This is a genomic window from Saccharopolyspora sp. NPDC000995, from assembly GCF_053599315.1.
The window spans coordinates 13,682-38,585 of sequence record NZ_JBSFLZ010000056.1 but is presented as its reverse complement, the minus strand read 5'-3'; the positions used below and the strand labels follow the sequence as shown (position 1 = coordinate 38,585).

26 protein-coding genes, 1 tRNA gene and 1 pseudogene are annotated in these 24,904 nt (G+C 68.2%); 16 read left to right on the top strand and 12 right to left on the bottom strand.

All coding sequences use genetic code 11. The features are described 5' to 3' along the window. Positions 1 to 96: 96 nt before the first annotated feature. Positions 97 to 726 carry a superoxide dismutase family protein gene (locus ACWDKQ_RS19385; protein ID WP_450140131.1) on the bottom strand — a complete coding sequence of 210 codons (630 nt, stop codon included), beginning with the start codon at positions 724 to 726 and terminating at the stop codon, positions 97 to 99. Positions 727 to 1,182: 456 nt separating this feature from the next. Between ACWDKQ_RS19385 and ACWDKQ_RS19380 the strand changes: the two genes are divergently transcribed. Next, complete coding sequence (locus ACWDKQ_RS19380; RefSeq protein ID WP_450140130.1) at positions 1,183 to 1,437, top strand: hypothetical protein; 255 nt, start codon at positions 1,183 to 1,185, stop codon at positions 1,435 to 1,437. Positions 1,438 to 1,496: 59 nt separating this feature from the next. Here ACWDKQ_RS19380 and ACWDKQ_RS19375 read toward each other — a convergent pair whose 3' ends face one another. After that, a complete protein-coding gene (locus ACWDKQ_RS19375; protein ID WP_450140129.1) occupies positions 1,497 to 2,237 on the bottom strand; it encodes a DUF4232 domain-containing protein in 741 nt (246 codons plus the stop codon). A gap of 356 nt (positions 2,238 to 2,593) precedes the next feature. On the opposite strand from ACWDKQ_RS19375, the gene ACWDKQ_RS19370 reads away from it, so the two are divergent. After that, a tRNA-Lys gene (locus ACWDKQ_RS19370) sits at positions 2,594 to 2,669 on the top strand. A 143-nt stretch (positions 2,670 to 2,812) separates the two neighbouring features. Here ACWDKQ_RS19370 and ACWDKQ_RS19365 read toward each other — a convergent pair. The 3 genes from ACWDKQ_RS19365 to ACWDKQ_RS19355 are packed head-to-tail and all read right to left on the bottom strand — an operon-like array spanning position 2,813 to position 4,713. Next, positions 2,813 to 3,235, bottom strand: a complete 423-nt coding sequence (locus ACWDKQ_RS19365) for an arsenate reductase ArsC (protein ID WP_450140128.1) — start codon at positions 3,233 to 3,235, stop codon at positions 2,813 to 2,815. A 15-nt stretch (positions 3,236 to 3,250) separates the two neighbouring features. Further along, positions 3,251 to 4,348, bottom strand: a complete 1,098-nt coding sequence (arsB, locus tag ACWDKQ_RS19360; RefSeq protein WP_450140127.1) for an ACR3 family arsenite efflux transporter — start codon at positions 4,346 to 4,348, stop codon at positions 3,251 to 3,253. Further along, complete coding sequence (locus ACWDKQ_RS19355; RefSeq protein ID WP_450140126.1) at positions 4,345 to 4,713, bottom strand: ArsR/SmtB family transcription factor; 369 nt, start codon at positions 4,711 to 4,713, stop codon at positions 4,345 to 4,347. Before ACWDKQ_RS19355 ends, arsB begins: the two co-directional genes overlap by 4 nt. Positions 4,714 to 4,796: 83 nt before the next feature. Here ACWDKQ_RS19355 and ACWDKQ_RS19350 point away from each other — a divergent pair, with 83 nt between their 5' ends. The 9 genes from ACWDKQ_RS19350 (at position 4,797) to ACWDKQ_RS19310 (ending at position 12,049) form a co-directional block, all read left to right on the top strand. Continuing rightward, entirely contained in the window at positions 4,797 to 5,243 is a 447-nt protein-coding gene (locus ACWDKQ_RS19350; protein ID WP_450140125.1) for an ArsI/CadI family heavy metal resistance metalloenzyme, read from the top strand. Positions 5,244 to 5,713: 470 nt separating this feature from the next. Next, a complete protein-coding gene (locus tag ACWDKQ_RS19345) occupies positions 5,714 to 6,151 on the top strand; it encodes a cupin domain-containing protein (protein WP_450140124.1) in 438 nt (145 codons plus the stop codon). A gap of 44 nt (positions 6,152 to 6,195) precedes the next feature. Then, positions 6,196 to 6,930 carry an SDR family oxidoreductase gene (locus tag ACWDKQ_RS19340; protein ID WP_450140123.1) on the top strand — a complete coding sequence of 245 codons (735 nt, stop codon included), beginning with the start codon at positions 6,196 to 6,198 and terminating at the stop codon, positions 6,928 to 6,930. Between the two features lie 281 nt (positions 6,931 to 7,211). Further along, complete coding sequence (locus tag ACWDKQ_RS19335) at positions 7,212 to 7,967, top strand: SDR family NAD(P)-dependent oxidoreductase (RefSeq protein WP_450140122.1); 756 nt, start codon at positions 7,212 to 7,214, stop codon at positions 7,965 to 7,967. Positions 7,968 to 8,043: 76 nt separating this feature from the next. Next, positions 8,044 to 9,000: an ABC transporter substrate-binding protein gene (locus ACWDKQ_RS19330; RefSeq protein ID WP_450140121.1), complete on the top strand. Its 957-nt coding sequence runs from the start codon at positions 8,044 to 8,046 to the stop codon at positions 8,998 to 9,000. Between the two features lie 299 nt (positions 9,001 to 9,299). After that, a complete protein-coding gene (locus ACWDKQ_RS19325; RefSeq protein ID WP_450140120.1) occupies positions 9,300 to 9,944 on the top strand; it encodes a dihydrofolate reductase family protein in 645 nt (214 codons plus the stop codon). 75 nt (positions 9,945 to 10,019) lie between these two features. Then, complete coding sequence (locus ACWDKQ_RS19320; protein WP_450140119.1) at positions 10,020 to 10,529, top strand: VOC family protein; 510 nt, start codon at positions 10,020 to 10,022, stop codon at positions 10,527 to 10,529. Positions 10,530 to 10,716: 187 nt separating this feature from the next. Then, entirely contained in the window at positions 10,717 to 11,481 is a 765-nt protein-coding gene (locus ACWDKQ_RS19315) for an SDR family NAD(P)-dependent oxidoreductase (protein WP_450140118.1), read from the top strand. Positions 11,482 to 11,887: 406 nt separating this feature from the next. After that, on the top strand, positions 11,888 to 12,049 hold the full coding sequence (locus tag ACWDKQ_RS19310) for a hypothetical protein (RefSeq protein ID WP_450140117.1): 162 nt from the start codon (positions 11,888 to 11,890) through the stop codon (positions 12,047 to 12,049). Between the two features lie 239 nt (positions 12,050 to 12,288). On the opposite strand, the gene ACWDKQ_RS19305 is transcribed toward ACWDKQ_RS19310, so the two are convergent. Next, positions 12,289 to 12,837: a flavoprotein gene (locus tag ACWDKQ_RS19305; RefSeq protein WP_450140116.1), complete on the bottom strand. Its 549-nt coding sequence runs from the start codon at positions 12,835 to 12,837 to the stop codon at positions 12,289 to 12,291. Positions 12,838 to 13,063: 226 nt separating this feature from the next. After that, positions 13,064 to 13,939: pseudogene (locus ACWDKQ_RS19300) on the bottom strand (nitroreductase family deazaflavin-dependent oxidoreductase); the annotation flags it as partial. 437 nt (positions 13,940 to 14,376) lie between these two features. On the opposite strand from ACWDKQ_RS19300, the gene ACWDKQ_RS19295 reads away from it, so the two are divergent. Next, positions 14,377 to 15,543 (top strand): serine hydrolase domain-containing protein, encoded by a 1,167-nt coding sequence (locus ACWDKQ_RS19295; protein WP_450140115.1) that lies wholly within the window; start codon positions 14,377 to 14,379, stop codon positions 15,541 to 15,543. 448 nt (positions 15,544 to 15,991) lie between these two features. On the opposite strand, the gene ACWDKQ_RS19290 is transcribed toward ACWDKQ_RS19295, so the two are convergent. Then, complete coding sequence (locus ACWDKQ_RS19290; protein ID WP_450140114.1) at positions 15,992 to 16,543, bottom strand: chorismate mutase; 552 nt, start codon at positions 16,541 to 16,543, stop codon at positions 15,992 to 15,994. Between the two features lie 448 nt (positions 16,544 to 16,991). Here ACWDKQ_RS19290 and ACWDKQ_RS19285 point away from each other — a divergent pair, with 448 nt between their 5' ends. Further along, complete coding sequence (locus tag ACWDKQ_RS19285) at positions 16,992 to 17,549, top strand: phosphatase PAP2 family protein (protein ID WP_450140113.1); 558 nt, start codon at positions 16,992 to 16,994, stop codon at positions 17,547 to 17,549. Between the two features lie 40 nt (positions 17,550 to 17,589). On the opposite strand, the gene ACWDKQ_RS19280 is transcribed toward ACWDKQ_RS19285, so the two are convergent. Continuing rightward, on the bottom strand, positions 17,590 to 18,735 hold the full coding sequence (locus ACWDKQ_RS19280) for a DUF418 domain-containing protein (protein ID WP_450140112.1): 1,146 nt from the start codon (positions 18,733 to 18,735) through the stop codon (positions 17,590 to 17,592). A gap of 116 nt (positions 18,736 to 18,851) precedes the next feature. On the opposite strand from ACWDKQ_RS19280, the gene ACWDKQ_RS19275 reads away from it, so the two are divergent. After that, on the top strand, positions 18,852 to 19,463 hold the full coding sequence (locus ACWDKQ_RS19275) for a TetR/AcrR family transcriptional regulator (protein WP_450140111.1): 612 nt from the start codon (positions 18,852 to 18,854) through the stop codon (positions 19,461 to 19,463). 582 nt (positions 19,464 to 20,045) lie between these two features. Here ACWDKQ_RS19275 and ACWDKQ_RS19270 read toward each other — a convergent pair. Beyond that, entirely contained in the window at positions 20,046 to 20,666 is a 621-nt protein-coding gene (locus ACWDKQ_RS19270; RefSeq protein ID WP_450140110.1) for a YigZ family protein, read from the bottom strand. Between the two features lie 192 nt (positions 20,667 to 20,858). Between ACWDKQ_RS19270 and ACWDKQ_RS19265 the strand changes: the two genes are divergently transcribed. Continuing rightward, complete coding sequence (locus tag ACWDKQ_RS19265; RefSeq protein ID WP_450140109.1) at positions 20,859 to 21,017, top strand: hypothetical protein; 159 nt, start codon at positions 20,859 to 20,861, stop codon at positions 21,015 to 21,017. A gap of 111 nt (positions 21,018 to 21,128) precedes the next feature. Here the strand turns inward: ACWDKQ_RS19265 and ACWDKQ_RS19260 are convergent, their stop codons facing one another. Then, the gene (locus ACWDKQ_RS19260; RefSeq protein WP_450140108.1) at positions 21,129 to 22,250 is read right to left on the bottom strand and encodes a 5-methyltetrahydropteroyltriglutamate--homocysteine S-methyltransferase; all 1,122 of its coding nucleotides are present in this window, start codon (positions 22,248 to 22,250) and stop codon (positions 21,129 to 21,131) included. Positions 22,251 to 22,420: 170 nt separating this feature from the next. Between ACWDKQ_RS19260 and ACWDKQ_RS19255 the strand changes: the two genes are divergently transcribed. Continuing rightward, entirely contained in the window at positions 22,421 to 23,569 is a 1,149-nt protein-coding gene (locus ACWDKQ_RS19255; RefSeq protein ID WP_450140107.1) for an FAD-dependent monooxygenase, read from the top strand. Positions 23,570 to 23,979: 410 nt separating this feature from the next. Here the strand turns inward: ACWDKQ_RS19255 and ACWDKQ_RS19250 are convergent, their stop codons facing one another. Next, positions 23,980 to 24,810 carry an aldo/keto reductase gene (locus ACWDKQ_RS19250; protein ID WP_450140106.1) on the bottom strand — a complete coding sequence of 277 codons (831 nt, stop codon included), beginning with the start codon at positions 24,808 to 24,810 and terminating at the stop codon, positions 23,980 to 23,982. Positions 24,811 to 24,904 lie beyond the last annotated feature (94 nt).

Below are 24,904 nucleotides of genomic sequence, written 5' to 3'. Positions count from 1 at the left end.
CACACTGCCAGGGCCTGAGCCCGGTGCAATACCGGACCCAGACCCTCGCCGCCTAGACTCTTGATTAACGAGTCCAACTCCCGGGGACCACTTCACTCAGAACGTGGCGTTGGTGCAGGCGAGGCGGTCACCCGCCGTGCCCGCCTTGCCGGGCTCGGTGTGCGTGTGCATCGAGTGGATCACGAAGGACTTCGCGTCCTGTCGGGAGTCGAACGACCAGTTGCCCTCGGCGGTGGCCGTGCCGTTGCCCTCGGCGTCGGTGTGGAAGTCCAGCCACACCTCGTTCTGCGGGTTCGCGTAGGTTGGGTCGACCGACGGCTTGACCGGGTCGGCCTTCTCCTGGAAGTGCGGGCCCGCGTCGTCGCCCTTGGGGCCGCAGGGCTTGGTGTGCACGTGGGCGCCGTAGTCGCGGTTCGGCTGCAGGCCCTCGGCCTTGGCGGTGATCTTGGTGTGGCCGTTGGCGCGCTCCGAGGACAGGTCGATGTGGGACCCGGGTTGCACCTGCGCGGGGTCGTAGGTGATCGCCGTGGCACCCTCCTTGTAGGGCTCGAAGGTCGCCGACGTCTGCTTGGCCGCGGCGTGCTGGCCGTGCTCCTGGGAAGCCGGCGGCTGCGGGCTCTGCTGGCCGGGCGCCGGGGCCTGGCCACCGCCACAACCGGCGAGCAGAGCTGCGGCCGTGCACAGGCCGAACATCGAACCGGTCAGTCGGGTGCGCTGGTGAAGCATGTTTTATCTGTCCTTCGCGAATGATCGTCGGTATCGACGCTGATTCTGCCCGTTATCACCGATTCGCCGAAACCGGCGTTCGGCGGTGGCTCGGATCGAGCCTATGACCGAGTGGCGGGGGGCGATGCCCTGTCACGTGAACTGGGGTACGACGGGCATTTCGCGCGAAACCAGCGCTGGCGTTTCCGGGTGCTCGGCTCCTGGTCAGGCCGTGGCGTCGAGGTCGTCCTCCGGTATGCGGGCGTCGGCGGTCACCTCGATCGCGGTGCGGACGAACGCGGCGACCGGGGCCGAGCGCGCCCCCGCTGGGCCACGCGATCGAATCGTGCAAAGGCTGACGTCGGGCACCGGCCGGTAGACGGTGTCGTCCCGGCGGTTGCGCCCGGCGAGCGAGCCGGGACCGGGGCGACGGCCTGGCCGAGTGCCGCCGCCTCCAGGAGTTGGGAGCTGTCACGCATGAGGGGTCCAGGCACGCGGCGGCCGGAGTCCACAGTGGTGCCGAGCTGCTCATCGCGGCCCGCGCGCTGCTGGGCATGGCCGGGGCGATGCATCGTTAACCGGGGCAAGTGGGTGGACCTCGGGGAGTACGCCATCGACCGGGGAAAGTTGTCGGTCAAGCCGCACAACCGCGGCGAGTGGGGGAGCGGAGCCGACGGCGAGGGCGCCCACATCGTGGCCTCCCACATCCGCGCCACCTGCACGGCCGCCTGACAGAAGTGAGGCGGCCCCCGGCCGAGCAACTCGACCGGGGGCGCCTCGCACCATTCGGATCAGTCGAAGACGGTGACACCCTGGGAGACGGGCTGGAGGGTGCCGACCTTCATCGCCTTGACCGGGAACTCGGCGTAAAGGCTGCCGTTGCCGGTCTCGGTGCCGTCGGCGCCGATGATGTTCGAGTTCACCGGCCCGCCGACGCCCGGCAGGGTGACGTTGAAGCCGGTCGCGACCACGGTGTTCGGGTCCGCCTTATCGCCCTGCTCGACGAGCACCCCGGCGAAGCCGGTCTCCCCCGGGTCGAGGCTGAACTCCGTCGGCCCGCCCGGGATCTCGACCTTCTGGACCGGCACCTCGGTGTGCGGGGCGCCAGACATGTCCACGGGCGCGACCTCCGCCCAGCCGTTGAGCTTGCAGACCTTCTGGGACGTGTTCGACACGGCCATCAGCAGGACGCCGGGCCGGCCGGGCTGGACGTTGAGATCCACCTTGAAGTCCTTGGCCGAGCACTCGGTGCCGGTGGGCTGACGTGCGCCGTTGGTGCTGGTGGACTGCCGGTTGGTGTCGGTGCTCGCGGTCTGGCGACTGTCGTCGCCGTCGGTGTGCTGCTGATCGCTGTGGGTGCTCGTGGAATCGCCGGCCTGGATCGGTGAACGACCGGGTGCGACCCCAGCGGCCTGGGTGGCGCCGTCCTGCGCAGCCGGGGCCGCCGCCGGCTGACCGCATCCGGCGAGCAGAAGAGCACCGCCGAGCAGTCCAGCGATCGAGCCCAACGTCCGAGTCCGGTTGACCAACATGCTGTTCCCCTTCGCCTTGCCCTTGAGCGGTTCTCGCTTTTGGTCCTGAAGACGTGCGTCTGGAGCTGGAGTTGCTCCGCGCGATCGGAAAAATTCACTCATGTTCTGTCTGCTTCTGACTTGCAGATCAGATGCCGCCGACTGACCTCCGTCGGGTCGGCAGCGCCGTCCGGGGCCTTCGGAGGGCGCCGCGCCCCACACCCCCAAGGACGATCTGCGGCATTAGGCTGAGCGTGACTCGCCCGCGGCGGGTCACGCCGCCGACGGCTGATCCGCCCGCGGTGTGACCTTCATCGGCGAAGAAGCTGCGACCATCACAGCACAAGATCACCCGGACCTTGTAACCTTGGGGACGCGGGTCGTTAGCTCAACTGGCAGAGCAGCGGACTTTTAATCCGCGGGTTCAGGGTTCGATCCCCTGGCGACCCACCAAAACCCCAGGTCAAACGGCCTGGGGTTTCTTGTTGGAGCACCGCGAGCCACACCTTTCCCGCACAAAACTACTGGCCGCGTGCACCGAGAGCCGCCCCCAGCGCGTCAGCGGTGTCTCTGCTGACTCTTCTGATCCGCGGCGGTCACCGGTCGTCGTTCTCGGTGCTGGGGGGCAGTTGGGCGAGCAGGTCACGGACGCGGCGGTCGATGTTGTCGCGGATCATTCGGACTTGGTCGACACTTTTTCCGGCGGGGTCTTCGAGTTGCCAGTCCAGGTAGCGCTTGCCGGGGAAGACGGGGCAGGCGTCACCGCAACCCATGGTGATCACCACGTCCGCAACTTCCACGGCGTCGGTGGTGAGCTTCTTCGGGAACTCCGCCGAAAGGTCGAGACCGAGCTCGCCCATCACTGCGAGGACAGCCGGATTGATGGTCTCGGCCGGGGCTGTTCCGGCCGACCGTACGGCTACTTTGCCGCGGGCGTGGTGCTGCAGCAGGGCGGCGGCCATTTGGGAGCGTCCGGCGTTGTGCACGCAGACGAACAGGACTTCGGGGGTGCGGGGCACGATCACTCCAGGGGCTCACGATGTGGTGCGGGCGTGCTCGGTGCCGACCGCCGCGGTGGGGGTGGCGAACCAGCGGCGGGCGGCGAGAGAGGCGTATACCAGGGCGACCAGCACGGGCACTTCGATCAGGGGGCCGACGACGCCGGCGAGAGCTTGGCCGCTGGTGGCGCCGAAGGTGGCGATGGCGACCGCGATGGCGAGTTCGAAGTTGTTGCCCGCTGCGGTGAACGACAGCGTCACCGACCGCTCGTAGCTCAACCCGATGACCTTGCCCAGCGCGAATGATCCGGCCCAGATGATCGCGAAGTAGGCCAGCAACGGCACGGCGATCCGGACGACGTCGACCGGTTGGCTGGTGATCTGGTCGCCTTGCAGCGCGAAGAGGATCACGATGGTGAACAGCAGTCCGTAGAGGGCGACCGGCCCGATCTTGGGTAGGAAGCGGGTCTCGTACCAGTTCCGGCCCTTGGCGCGTTCACCGAGTTCGCGGGTCAGGTATCCGGCGATCAGCGGGATGCCGAGGAAGGCCAGGACGGACTTGACGATCTGCCACGCCGAGACCTCCAGCCCGACCTGCTGTAGGCCGAGCCAGCTTGGCAGTACCGAGAGGTAGAACCAGCCGAGACCGGCGAACGCGATCACCTGGAACACCGAGTTCAGCGCCACCAGGACGGCGGCGGCTTCCCGGTCGCCGCAGGCGAGGTCGTTCCAGATGATCACCATGGCGATGCAGCGCGCCAGGCCCACGACGATCAGTCCGGTGCGATACTCGGGCAGGTCGGGCAGGAACACCCAGGCCAGCGCGAACATCACCGCCGGGCCCACGACCCAGTTGAGCACCAGCGAGGAGACCATGAGTCGCTTGTCGCTGGTGACTGTGTGCAGCCGGTCGTAGCGGACCTTGGCAAGCACCGGGAACATCATCACCAGCAGGCCCAGCGCGATCGGCAACGAGATCCGGTCGATCTGCACCGCGTACAGAGCCGGGCCGAGACCGGGGATCCAGCGCCCCGCCAGCAGGCCGGCCGCCACGGCTGCGCCGATCCACACCGGCAGCAGCCGGTCCAGCTTCGACAAGCGCGCGACCACCGGCGCTTCTGCCGCCCGGGTCACGCGGTGACCGTCCCGGCGTCGGCGGGCACCAGCGCGGACGCGACGGCCCGCAGGGTCTCGGGGCGCACGCGGTAGTAGATCCAGGTCCCGCGTCGTTCGCCCTCGATCACCCCGGCCTCGCGCAGCACCTTGAGGTGGTGCGAGATCGTCGGCCCGGACAGCTCGAACGCCCCGGTCAAATCGCACACGCACGCCTCACCGCCCGCATGCGAGGCGATCAGCGACAGCAGGCGCAGCCGCACCGGCTCACCGATCGCCTTGAACACCCGCGCCAGCTCGGCCGACTGCTCCGCGGTCAGCGGCTCCCGCAACACCGGCGAACAGCACAGGATCGCGTCGTCGGCCGACGCCTCTTGTTTCGACATGCTTCTATCTTGACAGTAATCGAACCAAGCAGCCAAGCTACGGCCACCATCTGATTAGACAAACATATAAACAAGTGGATGAGATGTCTCGCATGCAACTCGCCCTTCGGGTCGGCGACCTCGAAGGATCGATCACGTTCTATTCGAAGATCTTCGGCGCCGAACCGGCCAAGCGGCGGCCGGGCTACGCCAACTTGGCTATCGCCGAACCACCGCTGAAGCTGGTCCTGCTGGAAGGCGAGCCCGGCCAAGACGCGGTGATGGACCACCTCGGCGTCGAGGTGCACAGCACCGGACAGGTCGACGACGCCGCCGAACGACTGAAGGCACTCGGCCCCTTCACCGAAGTCGAGGAAGGCACCACCTCCTGCTACGCCCGCCAGCACAAGGTTTGGGTCCACGGCCCCGGCCGCGAACCCTGGGAGCTCTACGTCGTCAAGGCCGACTCCGAAACCTTCAACGCAGCCCCTGCCCAGACCGGGGCGCAGTACTGCGCCAGCAAAGAGGAAACGACTGCTGCCAACGCGTAAACGCCCGATCGGCGGGCCTACCGCAGTGCGAGGCGGGCGAACGGTGCGATCGCGGGCAGGTTCCTGCTGGCCGACCGCGTTGGTGACGACGCCGACCTCTCGCGATGCCAGCCGCGTGGGCTTGGAACCTGGGGAGTGATCTCCAACGGGGATCCTCTCGGCCACTGGCTTTCTGAAGATCGTGCGTGCACTTCATGTGCATAAAACGATCGGGCCTTGCTTTCCAGGACGCGCTCAACGGCGCTGGCGGCCCTCCCGGCTGCATGTCCTTTGCAATCGACGGGTCAACCAGCGGCAGCGATGACCTCCGCCTCTGCCTTCGCCGCCGGGCGCGATGCTGCACTTCAACCACGGCACTTCGCGGCGAAGGAGGTGGCCATCGGCGTGGGCCGGGGTAGCTGGCCTTTCCTCATCCGGAGGTCCGTGCGGGCCTTTTCCGAACCCCCGTTCCCCATCAGGGAGGTCTTTCCATGCCGGAAATCGAGTCGACGACCACCAGGCAGAAGCCACGGTCGGACGCGTGGCAGTCGGCGATCACCGTGGTGCAGGAGGCGGAGCCGCCCTTCATCCCCGCGGGTGCGCACGCGATGACCATCGTCGTCGAGTTCCCCCCGGGCGACCACGGCAACCCTCCGCATCGGCACTCAGGTCCGGCCTTCGGCTACGTGCTGGAGGGAGAGCTGGTGTTCGAGCTCGAGGGTGAGCCAGCGCGCGTCGTCCGGGCCGGCGAGGCGTTCTGGGAGCCGGGCGGCGACGTCATCCACTACCAGGACGGCAACAACCGCGCCGACATCTCGGTGCGCTTCACCGTCACCATGCTCTGCGAACCGGGCCAACCCATGCTCACCTTCGTGGACGAGGAAGAGCTCGTCCGGCGCGAGGATCGCCGGGCACGGCGCACGGACTGACCTCACGCAAAGCCGCACCCGCGAGAACAGGGAAGGTCGGAGAAATGAAGATCGCTGTCATCGGTGGGACCGGGCTCATCGGATCGCAGGTGGTCAAGATCCTGAACGCGAGCGGGCATGAGGCGGTGCCGCACTCACCGTCCACCGGTCTGGACCTGCTCAGCGGGCAGGGCCTGCCCGAGGCGCTGGACGGGGCCGACGTCGTCGTCAACCTGACGAACTCGCCGACCTTCGACGACGCCTCGATCGAGTTCTTCCAGAAGACCATGGACAACTTGATGGCGTCTGCCAAGGCAGCCGGCGTCGGCCACGCGCTCGTACTCTCGATCGTGGGTGCCGATCAGGTGCCGGACCTGGTCTACTACCGCGCCAAGGTGCTGCAGGAGGACATCCTCAAGGCGGGCCCCGTGCCTTACTCGATCGTGCGCGCCACGCAGTTCTTCGAGTTCATCGACGCAGCGATGTCCTGGACCGCCGACGAGAACACGGTCCGCCTGCCCACCACGCGCATCCAGCCCATGGCCGCGGCTGACGTCGCCCAGGCCGTGGCCGACGTCGCCATGGGCGCCCCGCTGCTGGGCACGCGCGACGTCGCCGGGCCCGAGGTCTTCGCGCTCGACGAGCTGGGCACGATCACCCTCGCCGCCCGTGGTGACCACCGCACCGTCATCACCGACGACAGCGCCGGCCTGTTCGCCGCCGCCTCGGGCGACGCCTTGATCGCCAAGGATGACGCCGTCATCGCCAAGACCACCTACCGGGATTGGCTCGCACGCTGACCCGGCTCGATGACGACGCAGATGGTTCCTCGAGTTTCCGAGCGTGCGGGTGCTGACGTGATCGTGGCGGCGGTCAGCCGCCTGAGCTGCTGACCGGGATCGCGTTGGAGCGGCTGTCTCAGTTGCCGCGCGAACCCGACCGGGCTGGGGGCCGATCTGCCGCGGGCGACCGTCGACATCGTGCTCTGCAGGGCGATCCGTTCGGCACACCCCGGCATCGGCGATGAACAACTCCGGGCGGTCATGCCGACGGCCCGCGATGATGAGCAGGAGGTGGGCGCGTGACTGGGGAAACCGGCAGGGTCGCATTGGTGACAGGAGCCAGCAGCGGAATCGGGACGGCCACCGCGCGCCTCCTGGCCGAGCGAGGGATGAGTGTGGTGGTCAACTACCTCCGCAGCGGCACGGCAGCCGAGGAGGTCGTGGCTGGCATCGAGGCCGCGGGCGGTCAGGCGATGGCAGTGCAGGCCGACGTGCGCGAGGCAACGGCGGCCAAGAGCATGATCGAGCAGATCCAGGCGGCATGGGGCGGCACTGACGTGCTCGTGCACAACGCGCTCACCCCGTACGCGATCAAGTCGTTCCAGGACATGACGTGGGAAGAACTGGGCGGCAAGCTCGACGGCGAGATGCGTGCGGCGTTCGCTGTCACCAAAGCCGTCCTGCCCGCCATGACTGAACAGGGCTGGGGGCGCATCATCTATCTCGGTACCGGCCTCAGCCGCCGGCCCCGGGCGGGCATGATCGCCCTGGGCACGGCCAAGGCCGCACTGGCGCAGTTCGCCCGGTACCTCGCCCAGGAACTGGGCCCCCGGGGTATCACGGTCAACGTCGTTGAGCCCGGCCCGGTGGAGGACACCCGCATGGTGGGTGTGTTCGGCGAGGAGCTCAAACAGCGGCAGGTGGCCGCCACACCCTTGGGCCGCTTGGCGCGCACGGGCGACGTCGCCCAAGCGGTCGCCTTCTACGCCAGCGAGGACAACTCCTTCATGACCGGCACCACCGCCGCGGTCAACGGCGGGATGGCCATGTACTGACGGCCCCGCTGTCCGCGCTGAAGGCGGGCGGCGCGCGTGGGCGGGACGGCGGCGACACGTTCAGGGGAAGGCGTTCATGCACACGATCGACCTCGCCTACGTCGGGCGGGGCCTGCACGAGGAACTGGTCGCCTACATCGCCGACCAGCAGGACTACTACGCCGACGAGGGCGTCCACGTCGCGCTGCGCGACGGCTGCTCCTGGGATGCGGAGCGGCTGCGTCACGGCGCCACCATCGGGCTCGGCCGTGCACTGCTGTCCCGGCTGACCGATGGCATCCCCTGGGTCGCGCTCAACGTCAACACCCACCGCCCGCTGTTCTGGTTCCTCACCGGCCCCGGCCTGACCTCCCTGGCCGACCTGGCCGGCCGACGGCTGGCCGTGCACGCCCCCCACACCGCACCCGGGGTCTTCGCCCGGATCGTGCTGCGGCAGGGCGGCCTCGACCCCGACCGCGACATCCGCACCACCGTCCGCCCACCCGGCGACTACGGCATGGACTTGCGCTGGCTGCACGACGGCAAGATCGACGCCGCCCTGGTCGGCAGCACGATGGCACCGGAGGCGATAGCCGCCGAGTACGGCTGGCAGGTGCCGGCCTGGGTCGGCGACCAATTCCAGATCCCCACCGTGGGCGTGGCCGTCGACCCCACACGCATCCACCCGGACGCCCCCGCGGTCCAGGCCGTCGTACGAGCCCACCGGCGCGCGCTGCAGATGATCCACGACGAACCCGACACCACGGTGCGGCACCTCCAGACGTTCCTCGGCCGGCACACCGCAGCCGAAGTCCGAGCCCACTACGAGACGTTCATCGCACCGCACTTCACCACCGACGGCCAAGCCGACCTCGCCGTCGGCGCCACCGCGATCACCGCGGTCGCCGCCGAACTAGGGGTCCCCGCCACCGTCACCGCGGGCGAGTTCTACCGCACCACAACCTCCGCACCCCGGGAACCGGGCGACGCTGGCGATACCGAAGCGCACGCAGCACCTCAAGCCGGTCCTTCGCCGGAGCAAGATCGGCAATGATCCGCCGAACCCCGTGCTCGTGCTGGTGCACTCGCGGTGCAGTGCGACCTGGTGGCGACGGGGTCGGACAAGGCGGGGATCATGCGCGGCATCGACGACTTGGAGCGCGAGGGGCTGGCCGTTCGCAGGATTGCACCCGGGGGCCGACGGGTGCGGGCGGTGGAGATCACGCCAGCAACGGGTGTTGCCACAAGCGGATCTTGCCGCGTGGTCTGCGTTACCGATGATTGGCCGGTTCCGCCGATGAGTCCGTCCGGCCCGGACGGTCTCAACAGCATCGAGAATCCAGGAGGAACCGAGTGGAACAGCTGCTGAGAGTCCAGAACTTCAACGTCTCGCGTGACGGGTTCGGTGCCGGTGAGCACCAGACCTTGGAGCGGCCGTTCGGCCACGCCGACCCCGGCGACATGTTCTCCTGGGCCGGCGCCACGGCGAGCTGGCCCATGCGCGCCGACCCCGGCGGAAGCCGTGGCCTCGACGACTACTTCACGCGTGACTACGCTCGCAACATCGGCGCCGAAATCATGGGCCGCAACAAGTTCGGCCCGCAGCGCGGCCCCTGGCAGGACCACGACTGGCGCGGCTGGTGGGGCGAGGAGCCCCCGTTCCGCACGCCGGTGTTCGTGATGACCCACCACGAGCGGCCGTCGTTCACCTCTGGCGACACCACGTTCCACTTCGTAGACGGCGATCCGGCCACGGTCCTCGAACAGGCGCGGGAAGCGGCGCAGGGCAAGGACGTCCGGCTCGGCGGTGGCGCTACCACCATCCGGCAATTCCTCGACGCCGACCTCGTCGACACCATGCATGTGGCGGTCTCGCAGGTGGAGCTCGGATCCGGGGTGCGGCTCTGGGAGTCGCCCCACGAGCTGCTCGACCGGTTCTACCTCGAGGTCGTGCCCAGCCCGAGCGGCGTGACCCACCACCTGTTCTGGCGAAGGTGACACGAGCGCCCGCTCTGGGCTAAAAACCGGCGTCCGCAACCGGAATCCCTCGAGGTCACGGCGAAGACCCCGGAAATGGCCGGAAGCAAAGTCTCCCAGAGCGGGCTCGAATCCTGCCGTGGTGCGAAGCTGGCGGACGAGCGGGAGCTGGCCCAGTTCGAGGGCATGCGCTGGTGGTGGGGCTTCCATTCGTTCAAGCCAGGTGGTGAGCACGGCGACGATGATGTGGTGATGATCAGGAGAATCCTTCCCTACGCCGACTGCGACGATCTTGCCGTGTCGCGCGATTTTTACGTCGGGGTGTTCGGCCTCGAGATCGCGATGGAAGATCCCGTCCTGTGCCTGAGGTCGCCGAACAACCCCACGGCTCAAGTGATCATCTCGCCAAGCGGAATGGAAGCCCCTGCGCCGCGCTTCGGGATCGACGTCGGCGAACCGGCGGCAGTTGATGCGGCCCACGCCGAGTCGGTCCGCCGCGGTTTGCGCGTCGTATATCCGCTTACCGACGAGCCGTGGGGCGTACGTCGCTTCTTCGTGGAGGACCCCAGCGGCACGGTGGTCAACGTGCTCGCGCACCTGCCCTGACTCGGCGTGCCGCCAACACCGTTCGAGCCTGCGCCAACGCGCCGGTCATGGCGGACGTCGACAACGGTCGTCGCGCACGTGTGGCCCCAGGAACCCGAAGTCAGGTTCGCGCACATGTTTTCTGAGGGCGAAGGGCCATGTGACCGGGGCTCGGGCACGCGGAGCATCGGCGGGGGAGGGATGTCTCATGGGGCAGATCGAAGGGAAGGTCGCCTTGGTCACCGGCGGTTCCGCCGGAATTGGGGCGGCTACCGCTAGACGTTTCGCCTTGGAAGGGGCGACCGTGTTCGTCACCGGTCGACGGCAGGCCGAGTTGGACACCGCAGTGAAGGCGATCAACGCGCAGAACGCCCGCGGGCAAGCCATCGCCGTGCGCAGCGACGTGTCCTCACTGCAAGATCTCGACCGCCTCTACGCCCGGGTCGGGGACCACAGCGGCCGTATCGACGTGCTGTTCGCGAATGCGGGTGTGGCCGAGCTCGCGCGGCTGGAAGACGTCAGCGAGGACCATTTCGATCGAGTCTTCGGCATCAACGTCCGGGGGCTGCTGTTCACGGTGCAGAAGGCGCTTCCGCTGCTGTCGGATGGCGCGTCGGTCATCCTGACGTCGTCCATCGCCGCGTCCAAGGGCGTCGAAGCGTCGAGCGTCTACAGCGCCGCCAAGGCCGCCGTCCGCAACTTCGCGCGGACCTGGGCGGTGGAGCTGGCGGGGCGCCGCATCCGGGTCAATGCCATCAGCCCAGGTCCTATTGAGACCCCCTTGTTCTCCGGCATCGTGACCGATCCGGCTCAGGGGGCCGACTTCAGGGATGCGCTCCTGGCCGGCATGCCCCTCGGCCGGTTGGGAGACCCGGACGAGGTGGCCGCAGCGGCGCTCGTCCTGGCAACTGATGCCAGCAGTTTCACCACCGGTGCCGAGTTCTTCGTCGATGGAGGACTTGCCCAGGTCTGAGCCGGGCGCGCCGCTGGTCATCCGAGGCAGATCTGTCGCGCATCACGGGCCCGCGCCCGGAACCGCCGCATTTGTGCCGGCACGTACCGGCGGAGACCGGAACCCGCTGTCGGGGTTCTCGCGATCATCGGTCCCATGGCATCGAGTGAAGGGGCTGGCGTGCGAACGCTGGTGGACGACGAGGCGTGGGTCCACTACGGGCAGATCTTGCAGAGGCCGAGCGAAGTGCGGCCTCGAACGAGAACGGGAGCGCGAGCAGGCGCGCCTCAGGTACGAGGAGCGGGAGTGGGGAGTACGCCGGGCAAGTGAACGCCTGCGGCAGTTGGGCGGCAGCGCGAAGTAACGAGTCCCGCGGACGACGACGACTTCGCTCGACGGCGGACACGACAACTACCTGCGGCAAGCGATGGCGTTACGCGCGCTGTTCTCGGCCCGTGAAGAGGATCCGCTGTGCGCTGCCTTCGTCGCGCTGTGGGAGGGCACGGTCGCGTTCGCCTACCGACGGCACGGCATGCTGTTCGACGAGGTGCGACAAGCGTTCCCGGCCATCGCCGAGCACGGGTCCTGATCGCCCCGTCAGGTCGCAAGCGATTCGTTCAACGGTGGGCAGGATCGTGATCGTGCCGAGCAGCACGCTGAGGGCTGACACCAGCACGGCCATTCGCGCTTCGCCAGGAACCACGTGTAGTCGGCCCTGGAGCGCGTCCGGTGCATCAGCTTGCGCTACAGACGCTCCCGAGAGCTTTTCCGAGTTCGATCACAGTACGGCAGCCTGGCGCGCGACGGACGGTTCGAGTGCAGCGAGATTCACCGGGCAACTGCGGATTCTGCCGCGTCGAGGATCTGGAGCCAGGGGATCTCACGTTTCTTCCTGCAATCATGCAGGGGCCAGTAGTCGTCGCCGGTCAGGAGTTCCGCACCGGTTTCGCGCAGGGTTTCGGTGTGGGACTTCCACGCCGGGTGGCGAACCTGGGTGATGTTGATCTTCGGGAAAATCACCACCGGGAGCTCCGGGGTTCCGATCGCTTCGCCGAGCGTGGTCAGGGCCTGGTTGTCGGCGATGCCGAGGGCGAGCTTGACGACCGTGTTGGCAGTCGCCGGACATGCCAGATAGCAGTCGATCGGCGGGTGCGGGCGCCCGTCGCCGGGCAAGCGGGACTCGACGCGGCATGGCAGGCCGGTCACCTGCTCGATCCGCTCGGTCTCGCCGAGCTCCCGCAGCCACCAGCCCGCCGTCGGGGTCAGCGTCACGGCGACGCGCCAGCCCCGGGCGATCGCGGGTTCGATCAGCGCCGGGCGGATCTCCTCCACGCCACCGGCCGCCGATCCGATCAGTCCCAGGGTCCGCTCGCTCATCCCGCCAGTATGTCGCGGGAGGGGCGGATTGCCACCAGGGCATTCGAGAGCCGCCGCTTTCCTGCAGGTCAGGTCTCGTGTGTGGTGGGGCAGCCGTAGCAGCCCAGAACATGCACGAGCCTCCACCGCCGGGAACCCGCGTCAGGAAGACGCGAATAAATTCCATAGTGGACGGAGAAAGCGGAGGTTCCTGCTGGGGCCAGGGCGTTTCGCGTTTTCCGGGTCGTCAGGCCGTCTTCAGGGCCGATTCTTTGACGTAGACCCAGCGGTGGTTGTACGAGATCGGGACGTAGGTCTCGTATGTCTCGTCACCGACGGCCACCTCGTGGTTGTTCGGGTCGTTTAGCCTGCCGTAGACCACGTTGTAGTCGCGCGCCTCCGTCGAATCGCCGACCGCGTAGACCTGCCCGTCCGGGAGCTTGTACTGCAGCGGCTGCACGTTGCGTTCCTTGGTTCCAGACGGGTGCTCGCCGGGCTCCGGGGCCGCCATGCCGTAGGTCGGGATCTGGTCCCGGACCGGCGTGGCCTGCTCGTCGTCCCCGCGGACACGGTGTTCGTGCCGCCCGGGTCGCGCAGCCGGGCCTTCTTGCCGTCGAACCAGATTGCCAGCCAGCACTCCGGCTTTCCGCCACCGCTTTCCGCTACCGCTTACTGCCGGCCGGTGGCGGCCTTGGCCGACCAGTGCTCGATCTTGGCCGTGCCCGGTGAGCCGTCCGGGTGCACCGTGGGCGTGCCGATCAGCGGGAAGCCGTCGCGCGGTTAAGCTGCCGCGCCTGATCCGGACCAGGGGCAACCTGTCGGCGATGTCGGGACGCAGCGGAGCCGGGTTGGTCAGATCTTCGATCCCGAGCACCTTGCCGAGGGACGCCGCGGCTTTGGGATGGCTCCGGCGGTAGGCCGCCAAGCGGTCGCGGGCTTCGGCGGCCGGGAGGATCTCGGCGGTGGCTTCGGCGGCTCGGACGCGGCCGTTGCACACCCGCACCGACGGATCCGTGCTGACGTTGCGGAACCACTGGGAGCTCGGGCCGTAGCCGGAGACCAGGACCAGCGCGCCCGGCTCGCGGTCGAGCACTTCGAACACCGCGTACCGGCGTTGCCCGCTGTGCCCCCCGGTGTTCCAGCATCATGATCCGGGTGCCGAGCAGCCAACCCAGGCCGCGCCGGTACAGCGGGATCGGGGCGCGGGCCAGCCAGCGGGGGCTGCGTCGAACCATCGCCGCCTCCTCGGTCGATCAAGCTCGGTTCCCACCATCGCACACCGGGGAAGCCGGTCGCCGGGGCGTCGCCCGCAAGGTGGGCGCTCGCACTTGTCGGTGCCCGCACGTACTTTTGGGTGCGGTAGGGGCTGTGTCGGAATGTGCTGGTGTGAAGCGATCTAGCGAGGTGACCAGGCCGTTCGCTTCACACTGCTTGGCGAGGCGGCACAGACCGCTCCCGATAGGGATTCCGCCGGAATCGCCAGGGAGCACGAGTTCCAAACAGCCTCTGCACCAACAGGACTGCTTATGGCAGCTGACCGGCGGAGTTTTAGGAGGGGCCATGGGTTTCGCGAAGGAGCGCTTGGCGCGTTTGCACGAGGTGATGAACGGCTACGTGGCCCGGGGCGAGCTGCCGGGCGCGGTGGCCGCGGTGAGCCGAGGCGGCGAGACGCAGATCGAGGCGTTCGGCACGCAAGCGGCCGGCGGGGCCGAGCCGATGCGCCGTGACACGATCTTCCGGATCGCCTCAAACACCAAGCCGATCACCGCGGCGGCGGCGTTGATCCTGGTGGAGGAGTGCGTGCTGCGGCTGGACGACCCGGTCGACGAGCTGCTGCCCGAGCTGGCAGACCGCCGGGTGTTGGCCCGGCCCGACGGGCCGCTCGACGAGACGGTGCCCGCGAACCGGCCGATCACCCTGCGCGATCTGCTGACCTTCCGGTTCGGCCTGGGTGTCGTCCTGGGAGACCCGCCGATCTTCCGGGCGCTGTCGGAGGCCGGTCTGGCGCCGGGACTGGACGTCGTCGATCTGACGATCGACGAGTGGATGCGCCGCCTCGGCGAGCTGCCGCTGGCCTATCAGCCGGGCGAGCAGTGGCTCTACCACACCGGATCCGACGTGCTGGGCGTGCTGATCGCCCGGGCCTCCGGGAAGTCGCTGCCGGACTTCCTGCGGGAGCGGATCTTCGAGCCGCTCGGCATGCGCGACACCGGCTTCCACGTGCCCGCCGACCAACTGCACCGGCTCGCGCCGAGCTACCAGGCCGGGCCGGGCGGCGAGCTCGTCCGGCGCGAAGATCCCGTGAACAACCCGCCGAAGTTCCCCGTCGGCGGTGGCGGCCTGGTCTCGACCGTCGATGACTACCTGGCCTTCTACCGGATGCTGCTGGATGGTGGGCGTTTCGGGTGCAAGCGGATCCTGTCCAGGCCGGCCATCGCGCTGATGTGCACCGACCAGCTCACCGACCAGCAGAAGGCGGTTGCGCGGCCAATCCTCGGTGAGAGCGCGGGCTGGGCGTTCGGCCAAGCCGTCGTCACCCGCCGTGTCGACCTGTCGACGACGCCGGGCCAGTTCGGCTGGTCGGGCGGCCTCGGCACGACTGCCTTCGGAGACCCAGCGGAGGGCCTGATCGGCATCCTGCTCACCCAGCGCGCGATGGACTCCGCCGCGCCGCCGAAGCACTTCACCGACTTCCGCACCACGGTCTACCAGGCCCTCTCCGACTGATCCGCGCGAACCGCCGACCGGCCAAACTTGACCACTGTGGACGGTCGGCGGTCACCTCCGGCCGGGTGTGCGGCCCCGCAACGGGCGCTGTCCGGCACGAGGCAGTCGAGAGATTAGTCCTGGCGCCGCCATTCGGAGCAGCGGTGCAAGCTGCGTGCACGGGCTAAGAGGGGACGGCGCCCTCGCCTACTGGCAGCGGATTTCCGACAACCTGGAGTCGGTGTCGCCGGCGGTGGAAAAGGTGACAGGCCACCCACGAACTCCTAGAATGGGTAGAAGATCTCGTCACCGCCTTCCATCGAACCACCGCAGACATCAGCTGAACCCCTCCGTCTTCCGCTGACCACTCCGATCGGGACTCTGGTTTTCACTGAAATTGCGGTCATAGCAACAGGGTCAGGCACCGGGACCAGGCACCGGGACCAGGCGCCGGGAGTAGGTGTTGGGGTCAGGGGCGGGTGCAGATCGAGGGAATCGCCCGGGTCAGGCCGAGTTGGTGCAGGCAGTTCAGCCGCAGGCGGGTCCGGGCGTGATGGAAGGCGCTGGTCAGCTGACCGTCGCAGGCCGGACGTTCGCGCAGCTGCCGGGTATCGCGCAGTTCTAGCAGCATCTCGTCGTTCAGTCGGTCGATGATCGGCCGGATCTCGCCCAGGTCGGGGCGTTCGACCGGACGTTCGTCGGGGTGCGCCGCCCAGCGTTCGTGCAGGGCGCGTTGGACGAGCTTGCTGGCCTCGATCTGGTCCCGGAAAACCCGCTTCGCTTCCTCCGGGTCGATGCCCAGCTCCAGCGACTTGCGGGCGACGCCGTCGAGCACCTGCTGCTCCCTCGCCGGGTCATCGATTGGCTGACCGGTGCCCCACTTGGCCTCCGCCACCGTGTCCGATGTGGTGACGCGCTCGGCGGCCGACCGGAGCAGCGGATCCAGCGACTCCCGTTCGCTGGTGTGGGCCGGGGATGCGAGCGTGGCGATGATGGTGCTGACGAGGAGAAGTGAACGCACGACTACCTCCTAGCCGAAGACCCAGCCGAGTCAGGGTAAGGCGCACCAAGGGTCGCAAAGCAGGCAAAGACAGCAACTTTCAACCGTCTCACCGAACTTGTCCACACCGTCGCGCAACCAGAATCATGATTCGTAGCCAACGGGGCGGCCGTCGCCGTCACCCGATGCTGCGTCGATTTCGCGCGAAATCGCGCCACGGGCGTGCCCGCAGATGTTAGCGGAGGGTGTTCCAAGATCAATGCATGACGAAAACTGAACACCTCCTGACCGCACTGTACGTTTTGATCGACGATCACGTGGTTGCACCCCGAGTGGGAGGCGGGGCCGTCAGGCGGTCGCCGCCACCTGGTTGACCGCGAGCACGGGGATGCGCAGGGCCAGCCACCACAGTTCCGCTTCGGCACCCTCATCGCATCGACGCTGCGGGCCGGTCGGTAACGTCGGATTGGTGCGGAGTCTGCTGGAACTTAGCGCGGAGTGGTACCGGGCGATCGCGGAGTGGGCGACTTCGACGCCGCACTGGGTGCATGCCCTCGCGCTGTTCGGCACCCAGGCGCTGCTGGCGGTGTTCCCGCTGCTGACGCTGGTCGTGTGGTGGCGAGCGGACCGGCGGCTGGCGGTCCTGGTCGCGCCGCTGCTGGCGGGCGGGGCCGCGTGGTTGGCCGCCGGGTTGATCAAGGACGTCTTCCAGCAGGACCGGCCGTGCCGGGCGATGACGATCCCGGGCGGCACGATCGAGAACTGCGCCGACGTGGGCATCTGGTCCTTGCCGAGCAGCCACTCGGCGACGGCCGCGGCCTTCGCGGTGGCGCTGGCGATGCTGTGGCGCCGCATCACGGCGATCGTGGTGCTTCTCGCGCTGCTCGAAGGGTTTTCGCGGATCTTCGTCGGCGTCCACTACCCGCACGACGTCTTGGCGGGGTACCTCCTGGGCGCGGCCCTGGGAGCCGCGAGCGTCTTCGCCTGCAATGCCCTGCGATTCCGACGGAAGTCCGTGCAGCTGTGACGATGCTGGTCGGCAGCGCCGCAGCGCAAGGTTGGCCTGGTCACCGTTGGGGGAGCTTGTAGGCCCAGTTCCAGGCCGCTTCGACGGGGCCTCGTTCGAAGTGCCGGAGCCACCACGTCGACAGGGCCATGAACGTTGCGCAGATCGCCGCCCAGATCACCAGGACCCACCACGGGCGGGCCCAGTCGAAGCGCGTTGCCAGGCCGAACCCCCAGCCGTAGCAAAGGATCGTCGCCACGAGGTTTTGGAAGACGTAGCAGGACAACGCCGTTCGGCCGACCGAGGTCAGTCCCCGGTGCAGCGGCCCCGGAGCACCGCGCATCGCGCCGACCACCGAGGGGATCAGTCCGAGCAGGCCCAGCGCGATGACCGGCGGCAGGATGTAGCGGTCCACCATGAACCAGCCGGGCCCGGCGTAAACGGTGACCAGGTTCAACGGCACCCCGACGCCGAACCCGAACAGCATCAGCCGGTTCCGCAGCCGTTGCCCCTCGGGCGCGAACACACCTGCGCGGTGTAGCCGGGCGCCGATCAGGAAAAGCGCCGTGGACATCGGGATGATGAAGATCGCTTCGATCCGGTAGGTCCCCCAGTCGGCGATCCGCGACGAGAGTTGGTCGAGGTAGCTGCCGGAGGCGTACAGCTGCGACGGCTCGCCGCCACCGCCGATCGATGCGTGTCCGCTCAGCAGGCCGAACGTGCACACGCCGATGAACGCGACGTGCAGTGCGGCCATCGCGATCGTCCAGCCTCGCATCGCCCGCTCGCTGCGGCCGATCAGGTACGCGACCAGCATTGACGTCACCGCGTAGCTCATCAGCACGTCGAACTCGAAGATCAGCACGTAGTGCAGCAGACCCTCGGTGAACAGCAGCGCCGCCCGCCACAGGTACCAGCCGGGCCAGCGCCCGCGCCGTCGCAGCGCCGACCGGTACTGCAGTTCCAGGCCGATGCCGAACAGCAGCGTGAGCAGCGCCAGGAACTTGCCGTTGGCGAGGAAGCGGATGGCCGCTTCGATGTTCGCGGTGATCGACCCGGTGGTCACAGCGGTCAGCGAGCCGGCGGGTCCTTCCGGGTCGGTGAAGATCCAGATGTTGGTCCCCAGCGTGCCTAGGATGGCGACGCCGCGGATGACGTCTATCGCGGTGATCCTGCTGGAGGTGGGTGCTTGCTGTAGGTCGGTCATGGATTCCCCAGTCGTACGAACTCGCCTCCGCAATCACGGAGGGTTACGATGCAAGTGCATGGTAAACCGTCGATCGACCGGTTTGCAATGCGTTCGCATTGGAAAGGTGCAGGAGCGTGCCCAAGCAGGTGGACCACGAGGCCCGGCGGATCCAGATCGCCGAGGCGCTGATGCGGCTGGCCAGCCGAGGTGGCCTGGAAGCGGTGAGCCTGCGCGACGTCGCGGCGGAAGCGGGCGTCTCGATGGGCGCGGTCCAGCACTACTTCAAGTCGAAGGACGAGATGCTGACCTTTGCGATGAACCACGTGAACAACCGCGCGGAGCAGAGGATCGTGGGGCAGCTGACGGGCATGCCGACGCGGCCGGAGACGCGGGTGGTGATGCGGACTCTGATGCTCGAGATGCTGGCGCTGTCCGACGACAGTCGCATGGAGTACCTGACGCACGTGGCGTTCTTCCTGCGAGCGCTGGCGTCGCCGGAAATGGCGGAGCACTACCGCGAGCAGTGGCCGCGACTGGAAGCATGGGTGGCTGGCGAGCTCCGGTTTGCGCAGGAATCCGGCGAACTACCGGCCGACCGGAACCCGGAAAGAGAAGCGGAAGCCTTGCTGCTGATCCCGGACGGCCTATCGGTGGGCCTGCTCCTGGGCCAACGCACGAGCGAAGAAGCGATCAGGTCGATCGACTACCACCTGGACCGCCTCTTCGGAACGTACGCAGTGGACTGAGCGACTTGCTGGGTTTCGCGCTCAGCGCGATGTGAACGCCGACTCTTCGACCAGTTGGTCGCGGTCCACTGCGATCGACTCGGGCAGGATCCCGCACAGTGCGGGCAGAGTCACGTTCCTGGCGGACCCAGCAGCACGCTCGTGCCCTTCGGCAGCCGGGCAGGTAGCCGTCCAGCAGCCAGGCGCCGGTGAGCAACAGGTACTCGGCCGCCTGCTCGCCCTCGCCGCGCTGCCACCGGTGCTCGGCGAAGTCGCGCAGGTCGGAGAACACCGGGAGTCACGGGATCCCGTCCACGTGCACCACCAGCACGGTCGGCGGGCCGACACGCATTCCAGGTAGACCCGGCGCTGCGGAAGGTCGCCACCAGGCCGGCCGGATGCTCCACGGTCCGTCGGAACCCGAAGCGCTTCCCGAGCAAGCGGTGGTGCGTCCGGAATGGACGCTGCTGAACCCATGTCCCCACATGCGCGTAGTAATCAAATTCGCAGCGGAAAGTGACGGCATTCGATCTGAAGCGGAAAAACGGCCAAACCGCGTGGCGTGCACCATGCAAAATATTGGGCCCGAACGGCGGTGCGGGATCAGGGTTCCATTTCGGCGTAGGTGAGGCCGCCCAGTTCTGGTTCGGCGGCTCCGCCCGTGGCTTCCGCCAACCAGGCCCGGAAGGTGTCCACTTCGGACTCGGGGACGTTGATGAGGAAGCGGACCTCGGCTTGGTAGTCCGTGTCCGCGACCTGGTAGCCCGCCGAGCGCAGGTCGTTGTCAAGCTTTCCGGCCAGCAGGTAGTCCACCGTGGTCGTCACGAGGCGGACGGGGCGGCGTTCGAGCAGGCCCACGTGGTCCAGGGCGGCCGACACCGCGCTGCCGTAGGCGCGCACCAGGCCGCCCGCGCCGAGCAGCACCCCGCCGAAGTAGCGGGTCACCACCGCGACCGCGTTGGTGACCTCGTTGCGGCGCAGCACTTCCAGCATCGGCACACCCGCAGTGCCCGCCGGCTCGCCGTCGTCGCTGGACTTCTGGAACTCCCCGGAGTCGCCGAGGACGAACGCGCAGCAGTGGTGCCGAGCGTCGTGGTGCAGCCGGCGGCGCTGCTGGATGAATTCCCGCGCTTCCGCCTCGGTGGTCACCCGTGCCAGCGCGCACAGGAAACGAGACTTCTTCACCTCCAGCTCGTGCTCACCCGGCCGCTTGATCGTCTGCATCGGTCCCCTTTGTCCAGTGACGCCCACCACTGCCGCGCAGCGCCCTTCCGGGGCATCCTCCCATTCCGGAAACGGTGCAGGTCAGCGCGGTGATCCTGGCTTGAGGAGGCGGCGATTTCCGTTGTGGGCCGCGGGCACGTAACGTCCCCCCTCATGGAGCAATCATCGAGCCCGTTTGAACCAGGCACGCGGGTGCGTGCCACGTTCGGCCGGTTCCGTGATCAGATCGGCACGGTGGTGGAAACCGCCACCGGTCTCCCTGAAGTCTTCGACGGTCCGGTCCTCTGGGTGCGGTTCGACGGAGCCGACGATCCCGGCCTGGTCGCAGGCAGATTTCTGGAAGCCGCCTGACCCCCGCGCCGGCGGCGGGTGGTCCCCAGTTTCAATTGAAACCTCGCGGACCACCCCGGGATCCGCGGTTTCACTTGAAACTGCGGGATGCCGCAGCCGGGACGCGCGGGCTCAGCCCCAGACCTCGGCGGCGGTTTCCACGACCAGTCGCAACTTCGCCACTTCCTCCTCGTAGGTCAGCGCGTTGCCGTCCTTGGTGGAGGCGAAGCCGCACTGCGGCGAGAGGCACAGCTGGTCGAGGTCGACGTACTTGGCGGCCTCCTCGATCCGGCGCTTGAGCGCGTCCTTAGACTCCAGCTCGCCGCGCTTGGTGGTGATCAGCCCGAGCACCACGGCTTTGCCTTCCGGGACGAACCGCAGCGGGGCGAAGCCGCCGGAGCTCGCGTCGTCGAACTCCAGGAAGAACCCGTCCACCTCGAGTTCGCTGAACAACGCCTCGGCGACGAAGTCGTAGCCGCCCTCGGCGACCCGCGAGGACCGGAATTTCCCGCGGCACATGTGGGTGGTTACCGACAGCGTGTCCGGCCGACCACGCAGCGAGTCGTTGATCAGCGCGATGGTCTGCAGGTGCGCGTGCTCGGCGTCGTCGCCCCGCGCGGCTAGCTGCGCGCGCCGCTTCGGGTCGTTGAGGTACGCCATGCTCGTGTCGTCGAGCTGTAGGTAGTGGCAGCCGAGATCGGCCAGCGCGCGCACCTCGGCGCGGTAGGCCGCGGCGAGGTCGGCGCGGAACTCGGCCAGGTCCGGGTACACGGTCTCTTCGATGGCTGCTCGGCCGCCGCGGTAGTGCAGCATGCCCGGGGACGGGATGGTCAGCTTCGGTGTTGCGGTGGTCACGCGCTCGGCGAGCGCGGTGAACGCGTCCGCGAAGATCGCCGAGCTCAGCCCGATCCGGTCGGTAACCCGCAGGTCGGGGGTGGCCAACTCGATGTCGCCCTGCTCGTTGTGGAACTGCACCTTGAGGTCGGAGTCCTCCACCTTCTCGACGCCGTCGAGCTGGGAGAGGAAGTCCATGTGCCACGAGCCGCGGCGGAACTCGCCGTCGGTGGCGCCGTGCAGCCCGATCTCTTCCTGCATGGCGACGACTTCGGTGATCGCCTCGTCCTCGATCCGGCGCAGTTCGGCGTCGTCGATGCGGCCGGCTGCGTGTTCGTCGCGGGCGTCGAGGAGACGTTGCGGGCGGAGCAGGCTGCCGACGTGGTCGGCCCGGAACGGGGGTGCGACGCGTGTGCTCATGCTCGCAACATAGTTTGCGAATGCGATCGCGCCTAGTCGTGATTTCAACCATCTGCGCTGGCCGGGCAACCGGGGTGTTAGCTGTGTGTGAGCAAGGACAATTCGGTATATCCGGTCGAGTGGATAAAATCGAGATCGATAATCGACGTCGGGGATGACGGATGGAGACGATGAGGGTTCTCGTGATCGGGGCCGGAGTCGGGGGACTCGCCGTCGCCAACGGATTGATCGACAAGGGCCACCACGTGCAGGTCTTCGAGCACGCGGACGCCCTGCGGACCACCGGCGCGGGCATCACCGTGTGGAGCAACGGCACCGCTGCGCTGCGCGAACTCGGCGTCGACATCAAGGCGGCTGGCCGTCCGCTGCGCAGCCTCCGGTCGGTCACCGAAACCGGTCGGCTTCTTTGGGAGGCAGACCTCGGCGAGGTCACCGAGCGCTTGGGCTCGCCGACGGTGCAGATCCCGCGCCGCATGCTGATCGCGGAGATGGCCGCCGCGCTGCCGCCGGGCACGCTGCACTTCGGCCGCCGCTGCGTCGGCGTCACCGAGCACCCGGATCACGTCGTCGTTGACTTCGCCGACGGCGGCTCGGCCACCGGGGACGTGCTGATCGGTGCCGACGGCCAGGGCTCGGTGGTGCGCCGCGAGGTGCTCGGCGGTGACCCGGCGCGGCCGACCGGCTGGGCCAGCTGGCAGGGACTGACCCGCAGCGACCTGGCGATCGCGCACGGTCACCAGACGCTCAACATCGCCGGCCGCAACGCGCACTGCGGCCTCATCCCGACCGTCGACGGACTGCTCCACTGGTGGTTCGACATGCCCTGGAAGGACGGCGACCCGGTGCTGTCCGTCGCCGATCTGCGGCAGGTCTTCCGCGGCTGGCCGAACCCGGTCGAGGAACTGCTGGCCTCGGTCACCGATGACGACCTCGGGTTCTTCCCGCACGTCCGGCACAAGGTGCCGCAGGTCTGGGGCGGCCCGCGCAGCACGCTGCTGGGTGACGCGGTGCACGCGATGCCGCCCGCCGTGGCGCAGGCGGCCAACCAGACGTTGGAGGACGCCTGGTTGCTCACCCAGTTCTTGTCCAATGTGGACCGAGAACCGGCGGAGCTGCTGCGGGCCTACGAGCAGGAGCGCCGACCGCGCGCGCTGAAGGTGTCGCGCACCGCGGCGCTGACCTCGGCGCAGCGCAGCACCCCGTTGCAGCGCCTGGCGAGGTTCCCGAGGTGGCTGGCGACGCGCAGCCAGGTGGCCTCGCTGCGCTCCGGCAGCGACGTCCTCCGCCTCGCCCGGCCACCCCAGGTCCAGGTCGTCTGAACTTGCCGCGGCACCGCCAGGAGCTGCGTTCCGCTTGGTAAGAACTCGCGCGTGCGTTGGGCTGCTATGGCGCACGCAACGCACGCACGAGCCCTGATCAGCGGAAAGAAACTGACTCGGCGGCCTTGCTCGCCCTCGCCGCGATCGGCGCACACCGAGGTCGGCGCACACTGCGGTCGGCCCACACCGCGAACAGCCGCCCCGGCTGCGAGATCAGTGCGAAGCCTTAGTAGTCGTCGTCCTTGGAGCCGTCGGGCAGCGCCGTAGATCTACCGGCCGCGACGTCGCGGGACAACGGCCGTTCGTCGGTGTCCCCTTCCACCTCGCGAACCGGGCATGTCCCACCGGCGATCTCGCGGCAGCAAGAAGCCCTCCCCGCCAGTTCGGTGAGGAGGGCTTCCGGCCGCAGGTCAGCCGCCGACGACGTCCGGGTCGGGGCCGACGCGGACGCCGGTATTCAGCGCCGTGATGGCCGCGACGTCATCATCGGCGAGCTCGAAGTCGAAGACCTCGATGTTCTCCTTGATCCGCGAGGGCGTGACGGACTTCGGGATCGCGATGTTGCCCAGCTGGACCTGCCAGCGCAGCACGATCTGCGCCGGGCTCTTGCCGTACTTCTCGGCCAGCGAAGCCAGCGACGCATCGTCGAGCAGGCCCTTGCCCTGACCCAGCGGGCTCCACGCCTCGGTGGCGATGCCGTGCTCCGCGTGAAACGCGCGCAGCTCGGCTTGCGGCAGGTTCGGGTGCAGCTCGATCTGGTTGACCGCGGGCACCGCGTCGGTCTCCTCGAACAATCGGCGAAGATGCGGGATCTGGAAGTTCGACACCCCGATCGCCTTGGCGCGGCCGTCGGCGTGCAGCTGCTGGAACGCCTTCCACGTCTCGACGTAGCGGTCCTTGGCCGGGAGGGGCCAGTGGATCAGGTAGAGGTCGACGTAGTGGAGCCCGAGCTTGGTGAGGCTCTCGTCGAAGGCCTTCAGCGTGCTGTCGTAGCCCTGGGAGTCGTTCCCGAGCTTGGTGGTGACGAACAGTTCCTCGCGCTTGAGGCCAGATTCGGCGATCGCCTTGCCCACGCCCTCCTCGTTGCCGTACACCGCGGCCGTGTCGATGCTGCGGTACCCGGCCTGCAGCGCCGTCAGCACCCGCTCGACGACCTGGTCGCCCAGGACCTGGAAGACGCCGTAGCCCAGCTGCGGCATCGCTGCGCCGGTGTTGAGCGTGATGTTCGGAACCTGTGTCATGAGGGTATTTTCCTCCACCGATGTCGGAGTGTTCGTCCCGCGAATCGTGGGCTGGTGTCCGCCCTGCGGCCACCGTATTCGGTGCGGTAAGCCC